Raw genomic sequence first — 23,994 nt, 5'->3', positions numbered from 1 at the left:
GGTCAGTCCAGGTGGAGGGGGCCGGAGGGGGAGCGGCTCGGGAGGCTTCAGGAGGTGCGGCGGCGGCGCGCCTGCCAGACGGCACCGCCGGCCAGCACGGCGATCAGCGCTCCACCGGCGATCAGGCCGACGTCCGGGCCGGAGTCCGGGCCGGAGTCCGAGCCGCCGCCGTCGCCGGACGGGCCGGCCGGCTTGGCCGCCGACCCGAGCTGGTCGGCGCACCCGGCCTTCGGGAAGCCCGCGATGGCGCAGAGCAGGCCGTTGGCGTCGTAGCGCAGCGGCGGGGCGACGGCGGCCAGCACCTCGGCCGAGGTGGCGTTCGAGACGACGCTGGCGCACGCGCTCCGCTGCTCGGGCGGAGCCTCGGCGGAACCGGAGCCGGAGCCGGAGCCGGAGCCGGAGCCAGAACCCGATCCGGAGCTGGAGCTGGAGCTGGAGCCGGAGGCAGAACCCGAACCCGAACCCGAACCCGAACCCGAACCGGAGTCGGCGGCGGTGCCGAAGTCCAGTACGACCGCGACCCGCTTGCGGCCCGTCTGCGCGGGCGTGTCCGCGCAGACGGCGGCGAAGTCGCCCGCCGTCCGGGGCCGCGCCGCATCCTGCCCGCCGTCCGGACTCACCGCGAACCGCCACCCGTCGACGGCCCCGTCCGGCGGCACGGCGACGGCCGGCCCCTGCTGCTGGTACAGCCACCCGTCGCCGCCGGCACGCCAGAACGACCAGTACCGGTACCCCGTCGCCGCCTCCGCGGGCGCCCCGGCGGAGGCGACCAGCAGGAGCACCGCACCGAGCACCGCACCGAGCAGCGAGCCGAGAGCGCGGCGGCCACGGCGGCGGGCCAGACGGCCCAGGTACGCGGGGCGGGGTGTCACAGGCTCTGGCCGCGCTTGCGCTGGAGGCTGAGGAGGAGCCCGCCGCCGAGGCCGACGAGGAGCCCGACGATGATCAGCCAGTACTGGCCGATGCCGTCGTCCTTCTTGGCCGCCGCCGTCGTCGGGGCGGGGCCGGCGGTGGCCTTGAGGGCCGGGCCGAGGGCGGTGAGCTCGGCGGTCAGCGGGGCGGTGTCGCGCTGGGCGGCCTGGGTGACGAGCAGGAGGCTGGCGGTGGCGGCGGCGTCGGTGCCGCCCTTGGTCCAGCCGGCGCCTTCCTTGGCGAGCCAGTCGACGGCGCCGGCGGCCTGCTGGGGGTGGCCGCTCTGGATGAGGCCGAGGGCGGCCCAGGCGGTGGCGTTGTAGTCGGGGGTGGGGGCGGCGCCGGGGGTGGTGAGGGTGAGGTGGTTGCCGCCCGCGGCGAGCTGGGCGGTGAGGTACGCCCCGGCGGCCTCGCCGGAGTCGGCGTGCGCGACGGGAGTAGCCGCGGCGGAGGCGGAGTCGCAGCCGAGGGCCTTGGGGGCGGCGTCGGTGCGGGCGGTGGTGGCGACCGGGAGGTGGCCGCCGGCGGCGGCCAGCGAGGTCTGGGCGCTGGCGAGGGCGTTGGGGGCGAGCGCACCGGAGGACGGGTCGGGCTGGTAGGCGAAGGCGCCGCGCTGGTCGGCGGGGGCGGTGCAGCCGAGCTGGAAGAGGGCGAGCCCGTCGAAGGCGTTCCTGCCCGTCTTGGCGACGCCGGCCGGGTCGGTCTTGGCGGCGAAGAGGGCGTTCACGGCGAGGCCGGTGGAGTTGGCGTCGCCGGGGCCGCCGGGGTTGTAGGGCCAGCTGCCGTCGGCGTTCTGGGTGGCCTTGAGCCACTGGACGCCCTTGTCGACGGCTTCCTGGTGCCCGCCGAGGGCGACGAGGGCCTGGACGGCGACGGCCGTGGCGTTGCTGTCCTCGGTCTTGGGGTCGCAGGCGGCGCCGGCGGCCCGGAAGGAGGGCCAGCCGCCGTCCTCGCACTGCTGTCCGGTGAGCCAGCCGACGGCGGAGTCGGCCGGGGTGGCCTTGGCCGCCGCGAGCGCGGTGAGCGCGAGGGACTGCCGCCAGACGCCGTCGTACGTCGGGTCGCCCTTGCCGTAGAGGCCGTCGGGGACGGCGGCGGCGGTGGGCGCGGGGCTGTCGGCGAGGGCCGGTCCGGCGGCGGCGCCGGCGAGGAGCGCGGCGGACAGGGCGGCGGCGCCCAGGCGGGCGGCGGTGAGCATGGTGGGGGTGTGCCTTTCGGTGAGCGGTGGTGGCCCGGCGGGGCCGTTCCGTAGTCCTCGACGGTGCCGGGCGGTGCGCGTGGCGGGCCCGGGCTGGCCGCTCGCCCCTCCACGGGCGGTCCGACTCGCCCGGGCCGTCACGGGGCCGGGCTCACGGTTGCGGGGTCAGCGCCGGATTCGCACCGGCTTCCCCCGGGGGAGGGACGGGATGAAGTTGTGCTGTCCGTCGACTTTAACCGCCGGGCGCGGCCGGCCCCTCCTGCCCGGGCAGGAACAGGTTCCAGTCAGGGCAGGGTGAGCAGCCTGGCCGCGGTGTGCAGGTCGGCCCGGACCTCGGCGATCGAGGCGCGGCCGGAGAGCCAGGCGACCAGGGCGGAGTGCCAGGTGTGCTCGATCACCCGGACGGCCGCGCGCTGGCTCTCGCTGGGTGGCCCGGACTGGCCGATGGCGTCCAGGATGAGCTGGCCGGTGGCGGTGCTGACCTGGTCCACCTCGGCGCCGACGGAGCGGTCCGCGAAGGACAGCGCCCGGACCATCGCCTCGGCGAGCAGCGGTTCGCGCTGGAGCGCGTGGAAGGCGCGGGTGAGCGTGTCGGCGACCCGCGGGGCCGGTTCGGGGTCGGTCGGCGGGTGGCGCCGGATGTGCTCCTGGAGGCCCTGCAACTGCTCCAGCATGACCGCGACCAGCAGGTGCACCTTGGACGGGAAGTACCGGTAGAGCGTGCCGAGGGCGACCTGCGCGGTCTCCGCGACCTCCCGCATCTGCACCGCCTCGTACCCGCCCCGGGCGGCCAGGGCGGTGGCGGCCCGCAGGATCCGGCGCCGGCGTTCGGCCTGGCGGGCGGTCAGCGGGGGCTCGCCCGGCTGTGCGGGGGGCGGGGTGGTGGGGCTCGTGGAGGTGGTCGGCGGCGGCAAGGAGTGCTCCCGGGGCGCGTGGGTGGCGGCGTGCTCCACAAGGTCGGCAGGGTCGGCGTGGCGGGAATCACCAGCCCTGGCTCCTGAGGGAAAGCTACGGGCCGGTATCTTCGAGGTCTCTCATTGTTCACATGGTCGATGACGAGTTCCACAGCCACTGAAACCTGATCTACTTTAGCGACCGGCGGCAGCGCCGTCGCCAACGCAGAGACAGCAGCAGCACAGGAATAGCAGCTAGAGATGAGGGCCCGAGGATGACCGCGCAGCCGCTGCGGATTGCCCTGCTGTCGTACCGCGGGGACCCCTTCTGCGGCGGTCAGGGCGTGTACGTGCGCCACCTCTCCCGCGAGCTGGCCAGGCTCGGCCACCACGTGGACGTGATCGGTGCCCAGCCGTACCCGGTGCTGGACGAGGTCGAGGGCCCCGGTTCGGTGCGCCTGGTCGAGCTGCCCAGCCTGGACCTCTACCGCGCCGAGGACCCGTTCCGCACGCCCGCCCGCGGCGAGTTCCGCAGTCCGGTGGACGTGCTGGAGTTCGCCACCATGCGCACCGGCGGTTTCCCCGAGCCGCTGACCTTCTCGCTGCGCGCCCGCCAGTACCTGGCCCGGCACAAGGGCCGCTACGACGTGGTGCACGACAACCAGACGCTCGGCTACGGCCTGCTCGGCCTGGCCCGGCACGGCTTCCCGCTGGTCACCACGATCCATCACCCGATCACCGTGGACCGGCAGTTGGAGCTGGACGCGGCCACCACCCGGGGCAAGCGGCTGTCGCTGCGCCGCTGGTACGCCTTCACCCGGATGCAGCGCCGGGTCGCCGCCAGGCTGGACCACGTGATCACCGTCTCCGGCACCTCGCAGCGCGAGATCGCCGAGCACCTGGGCGCCGCGCCGGGCGCGATCTCGGTGGTGCCGATCGGCGCCGACACCCGGCTCTGGTCGCCCTCCGAGGAGATCGCCCGCGTCCCCGGACGGATCGTCACCACCTCCAGCGCGGACGTCCCGCTCAAGGGCCTGGTGTTCCTGGTCGAGGCGCTGGCGAAGGTGCGCACCGAGCGCCCCGCGCACCTGGTGGTGGTCGGCAAGCCGCAGAAGGAGGACGGCCCGGTGGCGGAGGCGGTGCGCCGCTTCGGGCTGGCCGACCACATCGAGTTCCGCAGCGGTCTGACCGACCAGGAGCTGGTCGACCTCTACCGCTCGGCCGAGGTGGCCTGCGTGCCGTCGCTGTACGAGGGCTTCTCGCTGCCCGCCGCCGAGGCGATGGCCACCGGCACCCCGCTGGTCGCCACCACCGGCGGTGCGATCCCCGAGGTGGCCGGGCCGGACGGGGAGACCTGCCTGGCCGTGCCGCCGGGGGAGCCGGACCGGCTGGCGGCGGCGCTCGGCCGGCTGCTGGACGACCCGCGACTGCGCGCCCGGCTCGGCGCGGCCGGCCGGGAGCGGGTGCTGGCCCGGTTCACCTGGGCGCGGGCCGCCGAGCTGACCGCCGACGCCTACCGGGCGGCGATCGCCACCGGCGCCGGCGCCCGGGCCCGCTCCGGGCCGGGCTGGCGGTACGTGCCCTGAGCCGCTCCGGCCGCCCTGCGCGGCGCCCGCCCGGCGGCCCCGGCCGCCCGGTCCGGAGCGGTAGCGGGATCGAACTGACGCGGCGTCAAGTTCGCTTGGTAGCAAAAGGAATGGGAGCCCTGCAGTGCTGACCGTCGATTTCTCGCGCTTCCCGCTCGCCCCCGGCGACCGGGTGCTCGACCTGGGCTGCGGCGGGGGCCGGCACGCGTTCGAGTGCTACCGCCGCGGCGCCAACGTGATCGCCCTCGACCAGAACGCCGAGGAGATCGCCGAGGTCCAGAAGTGGTTCGCCGCGATGGAGCAGGCCGGTGAGGCCCCGGAGGGCGCGTCGGCGGTCGCGATGGAGGGCAACGCGCTGGCGCTGCCGTTCGAGGACGACTACTTCGACAAGATCATCATCTCCGAGGTGATGGAGCACATACCGGACGACAAGGGTGTGCTCAACGAGATGTTCCGGGTGCTCAAGCCGGGTGGGCTGCTCGCCGTCACCGTGCCGCGCTGGCTGCCCGAGAAGATCTGCTGGACGCTGTCCGACGAGTACCACGAGGTCGAGGGCGGCCACATCCGGATCTACCGGGGCGACGAACTGCTCGGCAAGCTCAAGGACGCCGGCCTGGAGCCCTACGGCACCCACCACGCGCACGCGCTGCACTCGCCGTACTGGTGGATCAAGTGCGCGGTCGGCGTGAACAACGACAAGGCGCTGCCGGTCAAGGCCTACCACCAGCTGCTGGTCTGGGACATCGTCGGCACCCCGGTGATCAGCACCCTCACCAAGGCCGCCGAACGGGCGCTCAACCCGGTCATCGGCAAGAGCTTCGTCGCCTACGCGTCCAAGCCGCGGCGGACCGAGCCCGGGCGCGTGGACGCATGACCGCCGCCGTCCCCGAGGCACTGCTGCTCGACGGGGTGCTCGACGCCGAGCAGGCCGCCGGCACCGTCCGCAGCATCCTGGCCGAACAGCTCCCCGACGGCGCCATACCCTGGTTCGCCGGCCACCACCTCGACCCGTGGGACCACACCGAGGCCGCCATGGCCCTCGACACCGCCGGCGAGCACGCCGCCGCCGAGGCCGCCTACCGCTGGCTCGCCGCCACCCAGAACCCGGACGGCTCCTGGTACGCCGCCTACACCGACGGCGCCGTCACCGACCGGGCCAAGGAGACCAACTTCTGCGCCTACGTGGCCGTCGGCGTCTGGCACCACCACCTCAGCGCCGGCGACGACGCCTTCCTGGAGTGGATCTGGCCCGTCGTCCGGCGCGCCCTGGACTTCATCGTCGGCCAGCGGCTGCCCGGCGGCCCGATCGCCTGGCGCCTCGACGAGGACGGCACCGCCACCGACGAGGCGCTGCTCACCGGCTCGTCCAGCATGCTGCACGCGCTGCGTTGCGGGCTGGCCATCGCCGAGTACCTGGAGGAGCCGCAGCCCGACTGGGAACTCGCCGCCGGCCGGCTGGGACACGCCATCACCCACCACCCCGAGCGGTTCCTCGACAAGGGCCGCTACTCGATGGACTGGTACTACCCGGTGCTCGGCACCGGACTGCGCGGCGACGCGGCGCTGGAACGGATCGACCGGGACTGGGACCGCTTCGTCGTCCCCGGCCTCGGCGTGCGCTGCGTCAGCGACCGCCCGTGGGTGACCGGCGGCGAGAGCGCCGAACTCGCCCTCGCGCTCTGGGCGATCGGCCGATCCGACCGCGCCGTGGAGATCCTGCGCTGGATCCAGAAGCACCTGCGGCACGAGGACGGCTCCTACTGGACCGGGTACGTCTTCGAGGACGACGCCGTCTGGCCGGAGGAGCGCACCACCTGGACGGCCGGCGCGCTGCTGCTCGCGGTCGCCGCGCTCGGCGGCGACCCGGCGACGGTCGCGGTCTTCGGCGGGGAGCAGTTGCCCGCCGGGCTGGTGGTCCAGGACTGCTGCTGAGGCCCGTGGCCGTGGCCGAGGCCCGTAGGACGGCTGAGGCCCGTACGGGCAACGCGAAGGGGTGGGACCGGAGAGATCCGGTCCCACCCCTTCGTCGTACCGGCGGGGGCGTCAGCCGCGCTGGATGCCCGAGGTGTCGGCCAGCAGGCCGACGGTGCCGTCCTGCAGCTGGGCGACCAGCGCGCTGCCGCGCTGCTCGACCGCCAGGTACCAGGTGCCGGGCACCAGCTCGCCGACGGGGGCGCCCGCCGGGTTGTCCTTCGACGCCAGCGAACGCGGGGCCGGGACGGCGAACCAGAACGGTGCGAAGTCGGCCGCCGGGGCGGCCGGGGTCGGCTGCGGCTGCGCGGCCGGGACCGGCTGCGGGGCAGCGGCCGCGTCCTGCGGCTGACCGGCCTGCGCCGGCTGCGGCTGGCCGGCCGCCGGGTAGCCGTAGCCACCGGGCTGGGCGCCGTACGCCGGGGCCTGGTTCGGGTCCTGGCCCGGGGCCGGGTAGCCGTACTGGCCGGGCTGCACCGGCTGGCCCGGGGCCGGGTAGCCGCCCTGGTAGGGGACGGCCGCCGGACGGTCGGCGACCAGCGGGGCCTTCAGCGCGGGCACCAGCGGCGCGGCCGCGGCCGCACCGGCCAGCACGATCAGCGCGATGAGGCCGAGCCAGGCGCCGAAGCCGTGCCCGAAGCTGCCGCCGGCCGGGCCGCCGGCCAGCGACCACAGCGACGTCCACAGCGCGACGACGGCGAAGGAGATACCCCACTGGTCCAGCCGCAGGCCGAGCACCTGGCGCCCGGCCGCGGCCTCGCCCTGGAAGCGGTGCAGCAGGATCAGCACCGCGGAGGCGATACCGAGCAGGTAGATCGAAGGCAGGATGGGGAACAGCTGGGTGCTCCACGCGTTCTGCGACGTGTCGCCGCAGTACCGGCCGGTGCAGTCCACCGTCCAGTAGGGCAGGAAGGAGGCGATGAAGAGCAGGACGGCCGCGCCGGCGACGGCGGCGTCTCCCCTGGTGAGAGCGCGCAGATTCACTAACGTTCCCCTCGTTGACGTGTCGTGGACGGCGGTTCGTGCGGTCGGGCTGACCGGCCGAAACTCCCGAACGGACCAGAAGCCTAGGCCCAACCGCACCGCCGGTGCACGGCGGGACCGGGAATGGGGCGAAGTCGTTGCCGAAGGCACGACCCGGGCGGCGCGCACGCCGCCGGCCGCCCCGGCCCAACTCCCTTACCGGGTGGTCAGATACGCCGTCAGCGCGTCGGCGATGCCCTGGGCCGCCCGCTGCCGCCACTGAGGATCCGTCATCCGTTTGGCGTCCACCGGGTTGCGCATGTTACCGCACTCGATGAACACCTTCGGCACCGTGGACAGGTTCAGACCCCCCAGGTCGGAGCGGGTGTCCAGGCCGTCGCTCGCGGTGTAGTCCGCGTACGGCTCGCCCGTCGCGGCGCGGAAGTGCTCGCGCAGCAGCAGGCCGAGCCGGCGCGAGGGCTCGACGATCGCCGCGTTGTCCGCCTTCCCGGCCACCACCTTCGCCGGGAGGATCACGTGGAACCCGCTGCCGCCCGCCGGACCGCCGTCCCCGTGCACCGACAGCGCCACGTCGGCGTGCGCGTCGGCGCCGGCCCGGGCGCGCTCGTCGACGCAGGGGCCCCACGGGCGGTCGCCGTCCTGCGCCAGCACCACCGTCGCGCCGCGGGCGGCCAGGATGGCGCGGGCCCGGCGGGAGACGTCCAGGGTGTACTCGGCCTCGGTGTAGCCGGAGTTGGTCTCGGTGCCGGTGGTGTCGCACTGCTTGCGGGAGTTGCCGATGTCGACCAGGCGGTTGATCTCGGCGGTGTGCGCGGAGTTGCCGGGGTTGTGGCCGGGGTCGAGCAGGATGGTGCGGCCGGTGAGCGCGGTGGGGGAGACCGGGGTGTCCGACGGGGCGGGTGTGTTCGACGGGGCGGGTGTGTTCGACGGGGCGGGCGTCGCCGGAGTTGTCGAGGGCGCCGGGGTCGTCGGGGTCGTCGGCGTCTGGGCCGGGGTTCCCGGTGCGGTGGTGCCCGGGGTGGCGGTTCCGGCCGGGGAGGTGGCCGGCGCGGCGGTGCCGCCCACCGCCGCGGAGTGGCCGAGGGACTGCCAGCCCAGCCAGCCCGCCAGACAGAGCGGAACGGCCGCGCCCACCGCCGTGGTGGCGCGCAGCAGGGTGGAACGGCGGGGCGTTCGGGCGTTCGGGCCGGTCACGGGTGGATCAGATCCTGTCCTGGGTGCGCGGGGTGAGGCCGTACGTGTCGGCGATCGGCTTCCACTTGCCCGCGAAGTCCTTCTTCGCCTGGGTGGCCTGCGGGTTGAGCTCGTCGGCCCGCTTCTTGTCGGCGGTGTTCGGGGCCGAGCCCGAGCAGCCCTGGCCGGCGACCGCCCGCGCCCAGTTCGCGTACGCCCGGTCGATGTCGGCCGACAGCTGCCAGGCGGACTTCAGCGACGCCATCGCGTCCGCGCCGCCCGGCACGTCGGAGGCGCTCATCCCGGCGAGCTTGCGCAGCAGTCCGTCGCGCTGCTTGGCGCCGTTGTCGAACACCTGCGCCGCGCTCTCGATGTCGGCCTTCGCCGGGCAGCTGCTCACCTTGGCGACCGCGCTGCCGATCGGGGCCTTCGCGCTCTCGCCCTCGGTGAGCAGGCCGTCCAGGGCCTGTGCCTGCGTCTTGGCGTCGGCGCCGGCACCGCTCGCGGTCGGGGACGGCGCCGCGGCGGACGAGGCCGGGTCGGTGGCGCCGTTCGGCGCGGCGTCCGTACCGGTGGGCGCCGGGCCCGTCGGCGGGTTCCCGGTGGACGTCGCGGAGGCGGACGGCGGGGCGGGCGAGGCCTGGTCCTTCTTGTCGCCGCTGTTCCGGGCGGCCACCAGCAGGCCGCCGCCGACCGCCACCACCAGGAGCAGCGCGAAGCCGATCAGCAGCGGCGCCTTCCGGTTCTTCGGACGGTCCTCGTCGTCCGGGTCCTCGTAGCCGGCGGGATAGCCGGAGGGGTAGTCGGAGGGGTAGCCGGAGGGGTAGTCGGGCTGTCCCTGGTACGGGACGTACGGGGGCTGCTGCGGGCCGGCGGGCGGCTGCGGCGGGTACACGTAGCCGGGGCCGGGGGCCTCGCCGGACACGTAGCCGGGCCCCGGGTTCTGCGCGGACGCGTGGGAGGGGAACGGCGCCGGCGGCGGCACGGACGGCGGCTTCGGGGCGGCCAGGTACGGGCGGGCGCCCAGCGGGGGGCCCTGGTCCCCGGCGGCGCCGGCGGCGGGCTGAGCGGGGGTGGGCTGCGCCGGGTTCGGCTGCGGCGGGGTGGGCTGAGCCGGGGTGGGCCCGGCGGGTCGCTGCGGGCCGCGCACCCAGCCGCCCGCGCCGCCGCGCGCGGTGGGATCCCAGACTGCCGGAGCGGTGTTGTGCTGGTCCGTCATGTGCCGCTAGCCCCCACCGTCCGCCGATGCTCTGCCTGGTGCTGCGCGGACACCGTACCGTTCGAACCTCCGCCCGACAGCTCCGGCACGACGTTAGAGCATCCGTGCGGGGCTGTGGGGCCGCTCGGCGGATCGGCGGGCGGATCGGGCGGTGGATCGGCGGGCGGTCAGCTCGCGGCGGTCCGGCGCAGGACGCGCAGCGAGCCCGTCACCGAGACCTCCTCGAAGCCCTCGGCCAGCGCCCGCAGGTACACCCGGTACGGGGCCTGGCCGCCGTCCGCCGGGTCCGGGAACACGTCGTGCACCACCAGCAGCCCGTCCGGCGCCAGGTGCGGGGCCCAGCCCTCGTAGTCGCCGGTCGCGTGCTCGTCGGTGTGCCCGCCGTCGATGAACACCAGGGCCAGCGGCCGCCCCCACAGCGCCGCGATCCGCGGCGAGCGGCCCACCAGCGCCACCACGTGCTCCTCCAGCCCGGCGGCGTGCAGCGTCCGGCGGAAGCGCGGCAGGGTGTCCATCAGCCCCACCTCCTGGTCCACCAGCGTCGGGTCGTGGTACTCCCAGCCGGGCTGCTGCTCCTCCGAGCCGCGGTGGTGGTCCACCGTCAGCGCGGTCGTCCCGGTCTCCCGGGCGGCCGCCGCCAGCAGGACCGCCGAGCGGCCGCAGTAGGTGCCGATCTCCAGCACCGGCAGCCCGGTGCGCCGCGCCGCCGTCACCGCCGCCGCGTACAGCGCCAGCCCCTCGTCCACCGGCATGAATCCGGTGGCCGCCTCGAACGCCGCCAGCACCTCGGCCGCCGGGCGGACACTCTCCAGCAGGTCGGACATCACGGTGCTCCTCGGGCTCGGGACGTGCGCGAACGCGTTCGCCCCGGACCCTACTCGACGGTAGAGGGGCGGACCACAGCGGCCCTGGAACGTGTTCTAGTCGGGTCGGGGCGCCCGTGTCAGAATCGGGCCCGACCGTGGAAACCGAGCACACGAGGCACACCGGGAGCAGCCCCATGCGCGCAGCCGTCCTGCACAAGACCGGCCAGGAGACCCTCGACGTCCGGGAGGACGTGACGGCCGTCGGCTTCGGGCCGGGCGCCGTACGGGTCCGGATGCGCGCGGCCAGCCTCTGCCACTCCGACCTCTCGGCGATGAGCGGCGTCCTGCCGCAGCCCGCGCCGTTCGTCCCCGGGCACGAGGGCGCCGGGGAGGTCGTGGAGGTCGGTGAGGGCGTGGCCGGCCTCGCCCCCGGTGACCGCGTGGTGCTCTGCTGGATGGCGCCCTGCGGCCGCTGCGCGCACTGCGAGCGGGGCCGCGGCCACCTGTGCATCGCCAGCCTGCGGCGGCTCGGCGCGCCCGGCTTCCGCTTCGAGGACGGCGGCGCGGCGGTCGAGGCCTCCGGGTTCTACGGCACCGGGGCGTTCGCCGAGGAGGTCGTGGTCGCCGCGGACGCCGTCATCAAGGTGCCCGCCGACCTGCCGTACGAGGCCGCCGCGCTGATCGGCTGCGGGGTGACCACGGGCGTCGGCGCCGCCGTCAACACCGCCCGGGTCGAACCCGGCGCCTCCGTCGCGGTGATCGGCGCGGGCGGGGTCGGGGTCGCCACCGTGCAGGGCGCCCGGGTCTGCGGCGCCGCCCGGATCACCGTCGTCGACCCGGTCGTCTCGCGCCGCGAGCGGGCCCTGGCCTTCGGCGCGACCGAGGCGATCGCCCCCGAGGACCTCAAGGCGACGGCGAAGGGCCTGCCCGGCGGCGGCTTCGACTACGTCTTCGAGGCCGTCGGCCGGTCCGCCACCGTCCGGGCCGGCTACGACGCGGCCCGGCGCGGCGGCGCGGTCGTGGTGATCGGCGCCGGCGCGCAGGACGACCTCGCGCAGTTCACCATGGGCGAGCTGTTCTTCAACGAGAAGCGCCTGCTGCCCTCGCTCTACGGCGGGGCGCCGGTGGCCCGCACCATCGCCCTGGTCGTCGACCTGTGGCGGGCCGGGCGGATCGACCTCGACGGCATGATCAGCCACCGCGTCGACCTGGCGGACGTCAACGAGGCGATCGCCCAGATGCGCAGCGGCGAGGCGCTGCGGACGGTCGTGACGCTGGGGCGCTGAGCCGCGCGCCCTCCCCGAACCCGCGACCCGGGATGCGACGAGGGCCCGCCGGGGGGTGCTCCCCCCGACGGGCCCTCCCGGTGCGGGCGTGCTCAGCCCCGGTCCGCCGCGGCGCGGTGCCGGCCGTGCGGGTCGGCCTCGGGCTTGTCGTCGGCGGCGGAACGGCCCCGGTGCCGGCCGTGCGACGAGGTGTCCCCGGCGGTGCTCTCGTCGGCGTCGGTCCCGTTGGCCGTGGGTCCGGTGGTGTCGGTGAGGGTGTCGGACATCAGAAATCGTCTTTTCCGTGCGGAGGGTGCAGGTCATCGGCGCCCGGCCGGCGCTTGGCGGCGCGCGGTCGGGTCCCCGATCGGGCGCTCGGTACGCGCCACAGCCGGTGATCGCGGCCCGTGCCCCGGCCACCATAACGGCCGGAACGGACGAGATCCTATCGAGATCATGACGCGCGACCCGCCGTCGAACCCAGCCAGTGACCGACCAACTCGCGGTACAGCGGGGACAGCACCTGAAGATCGCCGTGCCGGGCGAGCACCCCCCGCCCGCCGTCCAGCAGCAGCACCCGGTCCGCGCGCAGGGCCGAGCTGATCCGGTGCGCGACGACGACGAGAGTCCCCGGCCGGGCGGCGAACGCCCGCTCGACCCGCTCCTCCGCACGCGGGTCCAGATGGCAGGTCGCCTCGTCCAGCACCACGACCGGAGCCGGCGACAGATACGTCCGCACCAGCGCGAGCAACTGCCGCTCCCCGCCCGACAACACGCCCGGATCGCGCAGGACGGCCTCCGGTCCGCCCAGCCGCGCGACCACCTGATCGGCCCCCAGCACGCGGACGGCACGGGCGAGTTGCTCCTCCGTGACCTCCGGGGAGAGCCAGGTCAGATTGGACCGCACCGGCCCCGGGAACACGTACGCCTCCTGCGGCACCAGCGCCACCAGCCGCGCCCGCGCGGCCCCCGCCAGCCCGTCCGGCCGCACCCCGCCCACCGACACGGCCCCGCCCGTCGGCGTCAGCACCCCGGCCAGCAGGGCCGCCAGCGTCGACTTCCCCGCCCCGCTCACCCCCACCACGGCCACGTGCTCCCCGGGGCCGAAGCCGACCTCCAGCCCCTCCAGCACCGGAGCCCCGGCCCCGCCGTGCCCGTACCTCAACCCGCTGACCAGGACCTCCGGCTCCGGCCCCGCGGCTCTCGCGGGCGGTGTGCTCGGGGCCGCGTCCGCCGGGAGGTCGCTCGTGGTGGCGGCCAGGCGGTCCAGGACGACGGCGAGGTTGAGCAGCCAGCCGCCGACCGTACCCGCCAACGTCCGCACCGCCGGGTCGAGTTGCTGCAGCAGATAGGTGGCGACACCGAGCAGTTCGCCGGGGGTCAGGGCCTCGCGGGCGAGCAGCCAGGGCGCGGCGGCGAGGACGGCCAGGACGGGCAGCCGGCCGCCGAGGGCCACGACCAGCGCGCGCAGGGCCGAGGCCCGGCCCAGGGCGCGGGAGGCGGCGGCGCTCGCCCGGGCGGCCCCGGTCAGCGCCTCGGCGACCCGCTCCCGGGTGCCCGTGGCCTGCACGTCGCGCAACCCGTGCAGCGCCCGCCCCGCCTCGGCGGCCAGCCGCTCCTCGGCGAGCACGACCGCGTGCCGCCGCGCCACCAGCGGGCGCAGCAGCCGGGCGAAGAGGAACCCGGCGGCGAGCAGCGGCAGCAGGACCAGCGGCAGGACGGCGGGCGCCAGCAGCGCCAGGCCGGCCAGGGCGGCGACCAGGGTGACCCCGACGCCGCGCAGGGTGCGCAGCAGGGTGGCGGTCAACTGTCGCGCGGACTCCACCTGTTCGGTGAGCCGGGCGACCTCGGCCGGATCCGCCGACGGCCGGGCGAGCGCGCTGCGGACCACCCGCTCGACCAGGGCGTCCCGCAACGGCTCCACCACCCCCGCCAGGTGCGGGAACCCGGCCCGCGCCGCGTACGCCCGGACGGCCATCGCGGCGCCGAACCCGGCCAGCCAGGCCACCCCGGCCCCCGGCCGCCCGGCCAGGAACCCCTGGTCGACGGCGGCCGAGACGAGCAGCCCGGACAGCAGCGGCGGCAGCGCCTCCACCCCGGACCACGCGAGCAGCCGCAGCAGCGGCCCGCGGGTGACGGCCAGTTGCCGGAACAGCAGCACCCATCCGGGGGAGGCGAGCGCGGGAAGTCGGCGTCGCCGACTTCCGGTGCCGGGTGGTCGGCCCGCGCCGGGCCGGTGCGGGGCTCCGGCTGTTGCGGGCCGTCGGCGATGCCGACTTCTCGTGCCGGGCGGGGCGGGCGGTTGCGTGGGAAGTCGAGCGGGCCGACGTCCTGCGCCGCCGTCGGACGGGGTGCGGTGGCGGGCCATCAGGCGGAGGCCGTCTGGAGGGCGGTGTCCGACAGGGCGGCGCGGTAGTCGGGGTCGGCGAGGAGGGTGGTGTGCGGGGCGAGGCCGCGCAGGCGGCCGGCGTCGAGCCAGGCGACGAGGTCGGCGCGGGCGGCGACGCCGGCGCGGTGGGCGACCACCAGCCGGGTGCGGCCGAGGGTCGCGCGATCGAGGGCCTCGGTGACCTGGTACTCGGTGGCGAGGTCCAGGCCCGAGGTGGCGTCGTCGAGGACGACGACCCGGGCGGGCTGGGCCAGGAGCCGGGCCAGGCCGAGGCGTTGCAGTTCGCCGCCGGAGAGCCGGAGTTCGTCGAGCGGGGTGTCCCAGCCCCGGGGCAGCCGCTGGAGGAAGCCGTCCGCGCGGGCGGCCGCCGCCTCGGCCGGGCCGGCGCCGGCCAGCGCGTCGCGGACCGTACGGCCGACCAGGGCGGGCCGGGCGAAGGCGTAGCCGACCGCGTGCCGCAGTTCGGACGGGGCCAGCGTGTCCACCGGGACGCCGTCGATCAGCACGGTGCCCTCGTCGGGGTCGCGCAGCCGCCCGGGCAGCGCGGCCAGCAGGGACTTGCCGGAGCCGGAGCGCCCCACCAGCGCGACCGTGCGGCCGCCGGGGATCGTCAGGTCGAGCGGGCCGAGCAGCACCCGGTCGCCGTCGCGCACCACCACGCCGCGCAGGACGACCTCCCCGTAGCCGCCGGTGGGGAGGGCCGCCAGGCCGGGGTCGGTCGGGCGGACGGCCAGCAGTTCGTCGGCCCGGGCCTGCCCGGCGCGGGCGTGCGCCACCGCGACCAGCGCCTCGACCTGCTCGAAGAGCCCGGCGCCGAGGGCCGCCCAGCCGGCCGCGGCGGCGAGCGCCCCGGGGGCCAGGGCGCCGTCGGCGAGGAGCGACCCGGCGGTGGCGAGCACCGCGACCTCGACCGCCGCGATCAGCAGGGTGGCCTGCCAGGCGGTGCGCCGCTGCGCCGCCCAGAGCGCCTGCCCGGCGGCGGACAGCTCCGGCAGCGGCGCCAACACCCGTGCCGCCTCGCGCTGTTCGGCGCCGGCGGCGTGGATGCCGGGCAGTCCGGCGAGGGCGCCGCTGAGCCGGGCGGCAAGGTCGGCCTGGACCTCCTGGTAGCGGGCGAACACCGGTCCGGCCTCGCGCAGGAAGAGCCGGATCAGCACCACGCCGGGGACGACGCCCGCGAAGAAGGCGAGCGCCAGCCACGGCGACAGCAGCCCGAGCCCGACGATCGCGCCCGCCGAGGTGAGCAGCGCCGTGGCCGCGCCGAGGACGGCGGGCAGCCGGCCGCCCGCGTCGCCGGCCGAGCCCAGCAGGCGGGCGGCGAGGTCGCCGGGCGGTGGTCCGTGGCGGAGCCGGCCGCCGGGCCCGAGGGCGAGCAGGTGGCGGACGAGGCGCCCGCGCAGGGCGGCGGTGGCCTCGGCGGAGCAGGCCGGGCCGGCCGCGGCGGCGGTGGCGTCGGCCGCGGCGGCCACGCCCAGGACGAGGGCGAGCCGTACGAAGGCGCCGGGCCCGGGCCGGTGGCCGAGGGCGGCGTCGACGGCCGCGGCGAGGGCGGCGGGCAGGGCGAGCGTGGTGGCGGCCCCGACCGGCAGGGCGATGCCGAGTGCGAGGGTCCAGCCGGTGGGGCGGCGGGGCAAGTCGGAGCTCCCGTCGGAACGTCGGAACGTCGGAACGTCGGAACGTCGGGTAGGGGTCGGGGGGCAGGCACGTGCAGGGAAACGGACGGTGCCGTCCCCGCCTGTCCGGACAGGCGGGGACGGCACCCACGGCTCACCGCCTGGATCAGCTGTTGGTGAAGATCAGGCAGGTGAGGATGAGACAGGTGTACTGGCAGCCGGCGCCGTGGCCGGTCAGCTCGACGGACTCGGTCTCCGGCAGGTCCTGCAGCGCCGCGAGGTCGGTCTCGAAGTCCACCATGTTCTCCATGATCGGGTTCCTCCCCTGGAACTACGCCCGCCGCGATCTGCCTGCGGGCATCGGGTGTCGCCCCCGGGCGGCTCGGTCCGCCGCGCCGGGGTGGTGCCCCGGGCCGCGTCGGGCCCGGGAGTCTGTGTGGTGAGGTGTCGACGTCCTGATGTCGAGGAGTCGAGGAGTCGAGGTGTTGAGGTGTCGAGGATTCGAGGAGTCGACGTCCTGACGGGTCGAGGTGTCGGTGTGGCGAGGCGCCGGGGCTCCGGTCAGCCCGGTCGGCCGGTCCGCAGGAACGCGGCCAGCAGCTCGTGCAGCACGGCCGCGCCCTCCTCGGCGAGCACCTCGTGGCCCGATCCGGCCGCCTCGACGTACCGGAAGTCCGCGCCCTCGACCCGGCCGATCCGCAGCAACTCGTGCCGCAGCGAACGGGACTGGCTCACCGGCACGACCTCGTCCCGGTTGCCGTGCACCACCAGCAGCGGGGCGCTCAGCCGGTGCGCCAGCTGGAGGACGTCGCGCGGGCCGCGGGCGTCGGTGACCGGTTCGTCGCCGGCCAGCCGGGTGGTCAGCGCCCGTACGGGGGGCGCCGCTTCGGCCAGCAGCCGGGCGCCGGACAGGAACGGCGCGACCACCGCGCAGCGGGACACCTGCTCGGCCGGCGCGTGCGCGGCCGCCAGCAGCGCCAGGAACGCGCCGTAGCTGACCCCGAACAGGGCCGGCGGCTCCAGTCCGAGTGCCGCGCGCTGGCCGGCGATGCCGTCCAGCAGGTACAGCACGTCGTCCAGGTCGGGCCCGCCCCAGGCGCCCCGGATGGCCATCGCGTGCGCCACCCCGTAGCCGGTGGAGCCGCGCTGGTTCGGTGCGATCACGGCCAGGCCCTCGGCGGCCATCCGCTGAAGGGCCGGGTCGAACTCCAGCCGCCAGGCGTCCGCCGGGCCCCCGTGCAGCGCCAGCACCAGGTGCGGGCTGCTCAGCCAGGTGTCCCCGCCGTACACCACGGCCTCCAACGGCCCGGCCGGGCCGGCGAGTTCGAGGCTCTGCGCGGGCTGCCAGCGGCCGCCGTCCCCGGGTGCGGTGCTGCCGTCCACCCGCCAACCCGGCGGCGGGGTGCGGGAGGTGCGCGGACCGCCGGGCTGCCAGGGCGGCACGGTGTCCCGCCACGGGCCGGGCAGGCCGGAGCCCAACGGTGCCAGTTGCAGCGGCAGCGGCATCGGCATCGGGCCTGACCCGGCCTTCGCCGGGCCGTGCGCCAGCAGCGCGTCCACGTCCAGGGCGGCCAGCGCCGCCGGGTGGTCGGGCGAGGAGTACGGGAGCCGCAGCGCCGCCCCGCCCCAGTGCCCGACCGCGCCGAGCCGGCCGGGCGGCACCGGCAGCTGGTCCAGCCGCCCGGCGGCGGCCCGCCACAGGGCGAGCGCGGAGCCGGCGCCGTGGTCGACCTGCACCGCCACCTGCGGGCCGTCCGCCGTCCGCCGCAGCGCGACCGGCCGCAGGAACATGCCCGCGACGTGCAGGCACTCCGGGAACCGCAGCGGTTCGCCGCCGCCCAGCACGCCCCAGCCGAGCCGGTCGGTGCCCGGCGCGTCGCTGCGCACCATCGCGAACCGGCTGTCCGGGTCGAACAGCACCAGTCGGTCGTTGCTGCGCTCGCCGATTTCCAGCAGCGGGGTGGTCGTGCCGCTGCGCAGGTCCAGCACCACGGTGCGGACGAGCCCCGCGTTCACCCGGTCCAGCGCCAGCAGCGCCCCGGCGTGGTCCAGCCAGGCGCCGCCGCCGTGCAACCCCGGGATCTCGGCGACCCGTTCGGGCTCGCTGCCGTCCGTCCGCAGCAGCCAGGCGGTGGTCGCCGGGCGGGTGTCCGTCCCGAGGGCGAGCGCCACCGGCGTCCGCGGACCGGCGCCGTGGTGCGTCGGGATCGGCAGCAGCCGCAGCCCGGGCATCCGGATCGTGGCCATCTGCTGTTCCACGGCGCCGTTCTCTCCGTACGAGAGGCGGACCAGGTCGTGCCGCTCGCCGTCGTGCCGGCAGACCAGCACCGAGCCGTCCGGCAGCGCGACCAGCTGCGAACGCAGGCTCTCCGACCGGTTGCCGGGCAGCGGCAACGCCAGCGGAGTGGCCGGCCCGCCGTCCGACGGCAGCCGCCAACTCTCCACGTACCAGCCGCCGTCGGCGGCCGAGGCGAGGCAGGCGGCGTGACCGCCGTCGGCGGCGAAGGTGAAGCTCAGCCGGCGCAGCGCCTGCGCGACGGTCCGGGTGGCCACGTTCATGCCCCGCTCACCCCGCTGCCCGCGCCCCGGAGCCGGCGCACGGCGGGCGGCACCGGATCCACCCAGAGCCGGGGGCCGCCGTGCCGGAGCCGCAGCAGGAAGGCCAGCGCGCCCGCCGCGCCGGTGCCGTAGCCGGCCGCGCAGCCCGTCCCGGTCTCGTCCGGCAGCACCAGCAGGCCGCCCCGCAGCGCCGACCGGGCGGCGATCAGCTGCGCCAACTCCTCGGCGCCGGAACGGAATTCTGGCTCGGCGGCGACTTCGGCGAGGTCGAGCAGGTACTCGCCGTCGCCGGCCAGGCCGTGGCAGGCGCTCACCCCACCGTGCCAGCGCCCGGCCAGTACGGCCCGCCCGGCGGCCAGCGCCAGCCCGTGCGCGGTGGCGTCGCCGGTGGCCCGCCAGAGTCGCAGCAGGAAGGTGCCCACACCGGACGAGCCGCTGCACCAGTGCGACAGCCGGACGCGGTCCGGATCGCCCGCACTCTGCGGCCACCAGGCGCTCTCGCGCGGCGCGTCCCAGCGGACGGTCGTGGCGAGCGTGTGCCCGGCCTCGACGGCGCCGGCGAGCAGTGCGCGGTCGCCGGTCGCCTCGGCGGCGGCCAGCAGGAAGGCGCCCGCGCCGGCCACGCCGTGCGCGAAGCCGAGATGGGTGATCCCGGCGAGCGCCGAGTCGAAGTCCGCCGGCACCGGCCACACCGTCCCGTACGGCTCGCGCCGGGCGGCGGCGAGCAGGGCGTGGCCGCAGTGGGCGGCGCGGTCGGGGAAGTCCGGGTCGCCGACGGCTTTGGCGGTGAAGTCTTCTGCGGCAAAGCGGAGTTGGGTGAACCCGGAGCCGGCCGCGCCGTGGCAGACGTCGGGGTTGGGCCACTCGACGGGGATCCGCCGGGCGAGCGCGGCGGCCCGAACGGCCAGCCCGTCGTCGCCCAGCGCCCGGGCGGCGTCCAGCAGCGCCCAGGCCGTCCCCGACCGTCCGAAGTGCAGCCCGGGCAGCACCACCGGCTCGGCGGCCAGGTGCCGCTCGATCCACCCGGCGGCCGTCCGCGCCGTGCGCGCGGCCTCCGCGCGGACCCCGCCCGGCAGGCCCTCCGCCGCCACCGCCCGCGCCAGCACCGCCAGTACCCCGGCGGCGCCGTGCTGCACGTTGCACGGATCCGTCCGCTCCCCGGCGGGCACGACCGGCCACAGCCGGTCCCGCCGCAGCGGCGTGGCCGTGGCGGCCAGCTGCCGCAGGCCGTCGCACAGCACCCGGTCGAGGAGGCCGGCCGACGCGCGGCGGGCGGCGTCCGCCGCGGCGCCGTCGGGTCGGACGGCAGCCCGGAGGCCGTCGGCCGGGGCGGTCGCGGCGGTCGCGGAACGGTCGTCGTGGGCGTCGCCGGAGTGCTCGGCGGGCGTGGCCCAGTGGCCCGCAGCGCGCCGCGGCGGAGCCGCGGCGGCCCGCATGGCACCGGCCCTGGCGGGCGCGGTACTGCCGTCGGCGGCTCGCTGTGGGGGCGCGGTGGCGGCGGCACCGGTCGCGCGGGCGGCCTGCGGGTCGTCGGGGTGCCCGGTGTGCGCGGTTCGCCGGTTCGGGGCCTGCCACAGGGGGGTGACGGCGGCGGTGGTCTCCTGGCCGTGCGCGGCGCCGGGGGCCTCGCCCGGGCGTGTGTCGCCGCCGCGCCGGGCGCCCGCAGTGGCTCCGCCCGCGAGTTCCGCCCTGACCCGGGCGAGGCTCCAGCGCTGCCCCGGCTGCTCGGCCCGGAGGCCGAGGACGGCGGGGGCGAGGCGGCGGGCGGTGGTGCCGGTGCGGGCGGCGAGGGTGAGCCAGCGGCCGAGGCGCTCGGCGACCGGGCGGGCCCGGGGGAGGTCGTCCGGCAGCAGCGGGTCGTGGCCGGTGGCGAGGAGGAAGAGCAGGCCGCCGAGGGCGTACAGGTCGACGGCCGGGTCGGCGACGCAGGTGCCGTCGTGGACGAGGCCGAGCCGGCCGGGCCCCTGTTCGGGGGCGCGGTAGCCGGGGGTGCCGGCGGAGCCGGCGGGGCGGCCGGTTTCGGCGGCGAGTTCGAGGTCGACGAGCCGGAGGCGGCCGTCGGGGCGGACCATCACGTTGCCGGGGGAGAGGTCGCGCAGGACGAGCCCTTGGGCGTGCACCCGCTCGACGAGGTCGAGGAGGGCGTGCGCGACCGGTTCGGCGTCGGCCCAGTCGACGTCGGGGCTGCCGTCGCGCCGCAGCCGGGCGGCGACCCACGCGCCGAGCGGCTGTCCGGCGATTCGTTCCTGCACGAGGAAGAGGGAGTCGTCCCGTTCGATCAGTTCGATCGGGTGCGGCGCCAGGCCCTGCCCGTCCAGCCGGGTGAGCAGGGCGGCCTCGTGCCGCAGGGCGTCGCGGGCGTCGGTGCCGGCCCGGTCGATCTCGATGTGCGCGCGGGCCTGCTTGACCACGACCTCGGCGCCGCTCGCGGCCTCCCGGCCGAGGAAGACCCCGCCCTTGGCGCTGTGCCGTACGGCGGCGGTGATCGCGTACCGCTCGGCGAGCAGCACGCCCGCGCCGCGCTTCGCCCCCGGCCGGGCCGCACCGGTCGCCAGCGGGTCCCTGGCCCAGGACGGCGCCCGGTAGGAGGCGCCGCGCACGTCCTCGGCCCGTTCGCCGTCCGGCCCGTGCAGGACGGAGCGGTACTCCCCGTCGTGGCCGAGCTCGGCGCGGGCCGCGAAGGCGCCGTACCGGTAGTGGACCAGGCTGCCGGGCCGGTAGGGGCGGTCGGAGAGCACGACGGGTCCGGGCAGTCCGGCGGTGGCCCGGTCGAGTCCGGCGGCCAGCCGCCGGAACTGGGCGTCGTCGGCCGGGTAGACGGTGATGAACTTGCCCGCCGAACCCCGATCGCTGTTACGGGAGTTGAGCTCGCGCAGCCGCTGCTCCCCGGCGGCGAACTTGAACGGGCACGGGTCGTCGGCCAGAGCCCGTACGACGGCGGCGAGCACCGCTTCGCCCGCCGCCGAGGCCGCGCTGACGTGGAGCTTCCAGCCCTGCTCCGGGAGTGGAGGCGACGCGGGCGGCCTGGCCGTGCACCAGAAGCCCCCGGCGGTGACCTCCCAGTCGCCGCCGCCTCCCCGGCCGCCGGCGTCCGCCAGCGCCGCCCGCGTCGTCTCCGGCCACGGTCCGGCCGCATCCGGCCCGTGGCCCGCCGATTCCCCGCCCCCGGCCGTACGCAGCGATGTGCCCGCCGCCATCCGCCACCACATCCCTTCGTCTCGTCCGCCGCTCGCGGTGCCCACTGCTCCGGCACCCGGGCGTGCGGCCCGGCCTGATCGGTTCCCTCGGAAGGAGCGGGAGTGCCGCCCCTGAACAGGAGCGCCGCCCCGGTGCGGCGCACCGCCCTGGTACGGCGGCGCCGCGCCTGGGGCAGGTGCCCCGGCCGCGCCCGCCCCGGGCCCGGTCTCGCCAGGGCCCGTGTCCGGCGGAGCGCCTTCCCGACCCCCGGTCGGGGCAACTGTCGGGGCAACTCCCGTTCGCAGGACTGAAGTTACTTTCGAGGCGGGAGTGGCTCAACGCAGAGCCGGTCACTTCACTCTTAAGGGTGATCAGGAGGCGGTTTCGAATTCATGCGAGGGCTCCCGTGTGAGCAGTGGGCGCCGGGCGCGCGGGCGCGTGCGACCGGCGCCGGCCCCTCCCGGGCGCCCCCGCCGCAGGTTGACGCGCGCCCGTACGCCATCGGCACCCGTGTCCGAACCCCGCCGCCGCCTCGCCGCCGCCTCGCCGCCGCCGCATCCTCGTCGCGCCGGCCGCCCCGCCGCCGCCCGGGTCGCCGAACGGCCGAGGCCCGACCGCCCCCGCGCGCACGGTAGTCTCGACAGGTGCCGAAACTGTCCGACGTCATCACCGCGCTCGAAGAGGTCTACCCGCCGCAGTGGGCGGAGGCCTGGGACGCCGTCGGCCTGGTCTGCGGAGACCCCCAGGCCGAGGTCGGCCGCGTGCTGTTCGCCGTCGACCCCGTGCAGGCGGTCGTCGACGAGGCCGTCGAGTGGGGCGCCGACCTGGTGGTCACCCACCACCCCCTCTACCTGCGCGGCACCACCAGCGTCGCCGCGACCACCTTCAAGGGCCGGGTCGTACACACGCTGATCAGCAACGGCATCGCCCTGCACGTCGCGCACACCAACGCCGACCACGCCGACCCCGGCGTCTCGGACGCGCTCGCCGAGGCCGTCGGCCTGAGGGTGACCGGCCCGCTGGTGCCGGACCCGACCGACCCGCTGGGCCGCCGCGGCACCGGCCGGATCGGCCTGCTGGAGCCCCCGCTGCCCCTGTCGGCCTTCGCCGCGCAGGTGGCCGAGGGCCTGCCGGCCACCGCCACGGGCGTCCGGGTCTCCGGCGACCCGGACCGGCTGGTGAGCCGGGTCGCGGTGTGCGGCGGCTCGGGCGACAGCTTCTTCGCCGAGGTGCGGGCGGCCGGGGTGGACGCCTACCTCACCGCCGACCTGCGCCACCACCCCGCGTCCGAGGCCGCCGAGGCGGCGCCGGTCGCCCTGGTCGACGCCGCGCACTGGGCCACCGAGTGGCCCTGGCTCGCCCTGGCCGAGCGGGCCCTGCACGCCGCCGCCGACCAGCGCGGCTGGGCCGTGGAGACCAAGGTCTCCCACCGGGTCACCGACCCGTGGACCGCGCACGCCCCCATGTCCTTCACCGCCTGACCCGATTCACAGGAGCCTTCCCCTTGAACGCCGCGCCCGCCGACCAGATCCGCCTGCTCGACCTCCAGGCCTTCGACTCGAAGCTCGACCAGCTGGCCCACCGGCGCCGGAGCCTGCCCGAGCACGCCGAGATCGAGAAGGCCTCCGCCGACCACACCGCGCTCAAGGACCTGGTGGTCGCCGCCGAGGCCCAGCAGGGCGACACCACGCGCGAGCTGACCAAGGCCGAGCAGGACGTGGAGCAGGTCCGCACCCGGTCCGCCCGCAACCAGCAGCGCCTGGACTCCGGCGCGATCACCTCGCCGAAGGACCTGGAGAACCTCCAGCACGAGATCGGCTCGCTGGCCAAGCGCCAGGGCGACCTGGAGGAGATCGTGCTGGAGGTCATGGAGAAGCTGGAGAGCGCCCAGACCCGGGTCACCGAGCTGACCGCGCGCCTCCAGCACTCCACCGTCGTCCTCACCGAGGCCGAGACCCGCCGGGACGCCGCCTTCGCCGAGATCGACGCCGAGGCCGACAAGGTCAAGCGGGACCGCGAGACCGTCGCCGCCGTCATCCCCGCCGACCTGCTGAAGGTCTACACCAAGCTGCGCCAGACGCAGGGCGGCGTCGGCGCGGCCCGCCTCTACCAGCGCCGCTGCGAGGGCTGCCGCACCGAGTTCTCCATCACCGAGTTCAACGCCATCAAGGCCGAGCCGGCCGACAAGGTGGTCCGCTGCGAGAACTGCTCGCGGATCCTGGTCCGCACCGCCGATTCGGGCGCCTGAC

19 protein-coding genes and 1 riboswitch are annotated in these 23,994 nt (G+C 76.6%); of the genes, 6 read left to right on the top strand and 13 right to left on the bottom strand.

From position 1 onward, the window contains the following. Positions 1-47: 47 nt before the first annotated feature. The 3 genes from ACIQVZ_RS00740 to ACIQVZ_RS00730 form a co-directional block, all read right to left on the bottom strand. Positions 48-872 carry an SCO2322 family protein gene (locus ACIQVZ_RS00740; RefSeq protein ID WP_402445963.1) on the bottom strand — a complete coding sequence of 275 codons (825 nt, stop codon included), beginning with the start codon at positions 870-872 and terminating at the stop codon, positions 48-50. Then, entirely contained in the window at positions 869-2,110 is a 1,242-nt protein-coding gene (locus ACIQVZ_RS00735) for a prenyltransferase/squalene oxidase repeat-containing protein (protein ID WP_402445960.1), read from the bottom strand. The genes ACIQVZ_RS00740 and ACIQVZ_RS00735 overlap by 4 nt, the downstream gene beginning before the upstream one ends. Before the next feature lie 117 nt (positions 2,111-2,227). After that, a riboswitch (cobalamin riboswitch) is annotated at positions 2,228-2,302 on the bottom strand. A gap of 92 nt (positions 2,303-2,394) precedes the next feature. After that, on the bottom strand, positions 2,395-3,024 hold the full coding sequence (locus ACIQVZ_RS00730) for a TetR family transcriptional regulator (RefSeq protein ID WP_063351068.1): 630 nt from the start codon (positions 3,022-3,024) through the stop codon (positions 2,395-2,397). A gap of 254 nt (positions 3,025-3,278) precedes the next feature. Here ACIQVZ_RS00730 and ACIQVZ_RS00725 point away from each other — a divergent pair, with 254 nt between their 5' ends. From ACIQVZ_RS00725 to ACIQVZ_RS00715, 3 genes are all read left to right on the top strand, one after another. Then, positions 3,279-4,589 (top strand): glycosyltransferase family 4 protein, encoded by a 1,311-nt coding sequence (locus ACIQVZ_RS00725; protein ID WP_402445958.1) that lies wholly within the window; start codon positions 3,279-3,281, stop codon positions 4,587-4,589. Between the two features lie 124 nt (positions 4,590-4,713). Continuing rightward, complete coding sequence (locus tag ACIQVZ_RS00720; protein ID WP_363372252.1) at positions 4,714-5,463, top strand: methyltransferase domain-containing protein; 750 nt, start codon at positions 4,714-4,716, stop codon at positions 5,461-5,463. Next, complete coding sequence (locus ACIQVZ_RS00715) at positions 5,460-6,521, top strand: prenyltransferase (protein WP_350885009.1); 1,062 nt, start codon at positions 5,460-5,462, stop codon at positions 6,519-6,521. Before ACIQVZ_RS00720 ends, ACIQVZ_RS00715 begins: the two co-directional genes overlap by 4 nt. Before the next feature lie 111 nt (positions 6,522-6,632). Here ACIQVZ_RS00715 and ACIQVZ_RS00710 read toward each other — a convergent pair whose 3' ends face one another. From ACIQVZ_RS00710 to ACIQVZ_RS00695, 4 genes are all read right to left on the bottom strand, one after another. Further along, a complete protein-coding gene (locus tag ACIQVZ_RS00710) occupies positions 6,633-7,544 on the bottom strand; it encodes a hypothetical protein (protein WP_402445956.1) in 912 nt (303 codons plus the stop codon). 195 nt (positions 7,545-7,739) lie between these two features. Then, a complete protein-coding gene (locus ACIQVZ_RS00705; RefSeq protein ID WP_402445955.1) occupies positions 7,740-8,738 on the bottom strand; it encodes an N-acetylmuramoyl-L-alanine amidase in 999 nt (332 codons plus the stop codon). A gap of 7 nt (positions 8,739-8,745) precedes the next feature. Next, a complete protein-coding gene (locus tag ACIQVZ_RS00700; RefSeq protein WP_402445952.1) occupies positions 8,746-9,936 on the bottom strand; it encodes a hypothetical protein in 1,191 nt (396 codons plus the stop codon). 167 nt (positions 9,937-10,103) lie between these two features. Next, on the bottom strand, positions 10,104-10,760 hold the full coding sequence (locus ACIQVZ_RS00695; RefSeq protein WP_350885020.1) for a class I SAM-dependent methyltransferase: 657 nt from the start codon (positions 10,758-10,760) through the stop codon (positions 10,104-10,106). 176 nt (positions 10,761-10,936) lie between these two features. On the opposite strand from ACIQVZ_RS00695, the gene ACIQVZ_RS00690 reads away from it, so the two are divergent. Continuing rightward, positions 10,937-12,028, top strand: coding sequence for an alcohol dehydrogenase catalytic domain-containing protein (locus tag ACIQVZ_RS00690; protein ID WP_402445950.1), 1,092 nt, complete (start codon positions 10,937-10,939; stop codon positions 12,026-12,028). Positions 12,029-12,120: 92 nt separating this feature from the next. Here the strand turns inward: ACIQVZ_RS00690 and ACIQVZ_RS00685 are convergent, their stop codons facing one another. The 6 genes from ACIQVZ_RS00685 to ACIQVZ_RS00660 form a co-directional block, all read right to left on the bottom strand. Further along, on the bottom strand, positions 12,121-12,294 hold the full coding sequence (locus tag ACIQVZ_RS00685) for a hypothetical protein (RefSeq protein ID WP_350885024.1): 174 nt from the start codon (positions 12,292-12,294) through the stop codon (positions 12,121-12,123). Positions 12,295-12,461: 167 nt separating this feature from the next. Then, positions 12,462-14,168, bottom strand: a complete 1,707-nt coding sequence (locus tag ACIQVZ_RS00680) for an ATP-binding cassette domain-containing protein (protein ID WP_402445948.1) — start codon at positions 14,166-14,168, stop codon at positions 12,462-12,464. 206 nt (positions 14,169-14,374) lie between these two features. Continuing rightward, positions 14,375-16,030 (bottom strand): ATP-binding cassette domain-containing protein, encoded by a 1,656-nt coding sequence (locus ACIQVZ_RS00675; protein WP_402445946.1) that lies wholly within the window; start codon positions 16,028-16,030, stop codon positions 14,375-14,377. A gap of 145 nt (positions 16,031-16,175) precedes the next feature. Beyond that, positions 16,176-16,319, bottom strand: coding sequence for a VenA family class IV lanthipeptide (locus tag ACIQVZ_RS00670; protein WP_159398410.1), 144 nt, complete (start codon positions 16,317-16,319; stop codon positions 16,176-16,178). Between the two features lie 251 nt (positions 16,320-16,570). After that, entirely contained in the window at positions 16,571-18,568 is a 1,998-nt protein-coding gene (locus ACIQVZ_RS00665) for an alpha/beta fold hydrolase (RefSeq protein WP_350885030.1), read from the bottom strand. Beyond that, positions 18,565-21,765 (bottom strand): lanthionine synthetase LanC family protein, encoded by a 3,201-nt coding sequence (locus ACIQVZ_RS00660; RefSeq protein WP_402445943.1) that lies wholly within the window; start codon positions 21,763-21,765, stop codon positions 18,565-18,567. Before ACIQVZ_RS00660 ends, ACIQVZ_RS00665 begins: the two co-directional genes overlap by 4 nt. 624 nt (positions 21,766-22,389) lie before the next feature. Here ACIQVZ_RS00660 and ACIQVZ_RS00655 point away from each other — a divergent pair. Beyond that, positions 22,390-23,226, top strand: coding sequence for a Nif3-like dinuclear metal center hexameric protein (locus ACIQVZ_RS00655; protein ID WP_350885034.1), 837 nt, complete (start codon positions 22,390-22,392; stop codon positions 23,224-23,226). Positions 23,227-23,249: 23 nt separating this feature from the next. Continuing rightward, a complete protein-coding gene (locus ACIQVZ_RS00650; protein ID WP_350885036.1) occupies positions 23,250-23,993 on the top strand; it encodes a C4-type zinc ribbon domain-containing protein in 744 nt (247 codons plus the stop codon). Position 23,994 lies beyond the last annotated feature (1 nt).

The organism is Kitasatospora sp. NPDC098663 (assembly GCF_044760075.1).
In the GTDB taxonomy this organism is placed as follows: Bacteria; Actinomycetota; Actinomycetes; order Streptomycetales; family Streptomycetaceae; genus Kitasatospora.
The sequence above is the reverse complement of the archived record's forward strand: the minus strand, read 5'-3'. Positions and strand labels throughout refer to the sequence as shown.

What these genes read in the sequence shown, in the direction of transcription:
- ACIQVZ_RS00735 (WP_402445960.1), bottom strand. Translation starts at nt 2,110, where the DNA reads ATGCTCACCGCCGCCCGCCTGGGCGCCGCCGCCCTGTCCGCCGCGCTC.
- ACIQVZ_RS00715 (WP_350885009.1), top strand. Translation starts at nt 5,460, where the DNA reads ATGACCGCCGCCGTCCCCGAGGCACTGCTGCTCGACGGGGTGCTCGAC.
- ACIQVZ_RS00690 (WP_402445950.1), top strand. Translation starts at nt 10,937, where the DNA reads ATGCGCGCAGCCGTCCTGCACAAGACCGGCCAGGAGACCCTCGACGTC.
- ACIQVZ_RS00660 (WP_402445943.1), bottom strand. Translation starts at nt 21,765, where the DNA reads ATGGCGGCGGGCACATCGCTGCGTACGGCCGGGGGCGGGGAATCGGCG.
- ACIQVZ_RS00725 (WP_402445958.1), top strand. Translation starts at nt 3,279, where the DNA reads ATGACCGCGCAGCCGCTGCGGATTGCCCTGCTGTCGTACCGCGGGGAC.
- ACIQVZ_RS00670 (WP_159398410.1), bottom strand. Translation starts at nt 16,319, where the DNA reads ATGGAGAACATGGTGGACTTCGAGACCGACCTCGCGGCGCTGCAGGAC.
- ACIQVZ_RS00685 (WP_350885024.1), bottom strand. Translation starts at nt 12,294, where the DNA reads ATGTCCGACACCCTCACCGACACCACCGGACCCACGGCCAACGGGACC.
- ACIQVZ_RS00700 (WP_402445952.1), bottom strand. Translation starts at nt 9,936, where the DNA reads ATGACGGACCAGCACAACACCGCTCCGGCAGTCTGGGATCCCACCGCG.
- ACIQVZ_RS00695 (WP_350885020.1), bottom strand. Translation starts at nt 10,760, where the DNA reads ATGTCCGACCTGCTGGAGAGTGTCCGCCCGGCGGCCGAGGTGCTGGCG.
- ACIQVZ_RS00665 (WP_350885030.1), bottom strand. Translation starts at nt 18,568, where the DNA reads ATGAACGTGGCCACCCGGACCGTCGCGCAGGCGCTGCGCCGGCTGAGC.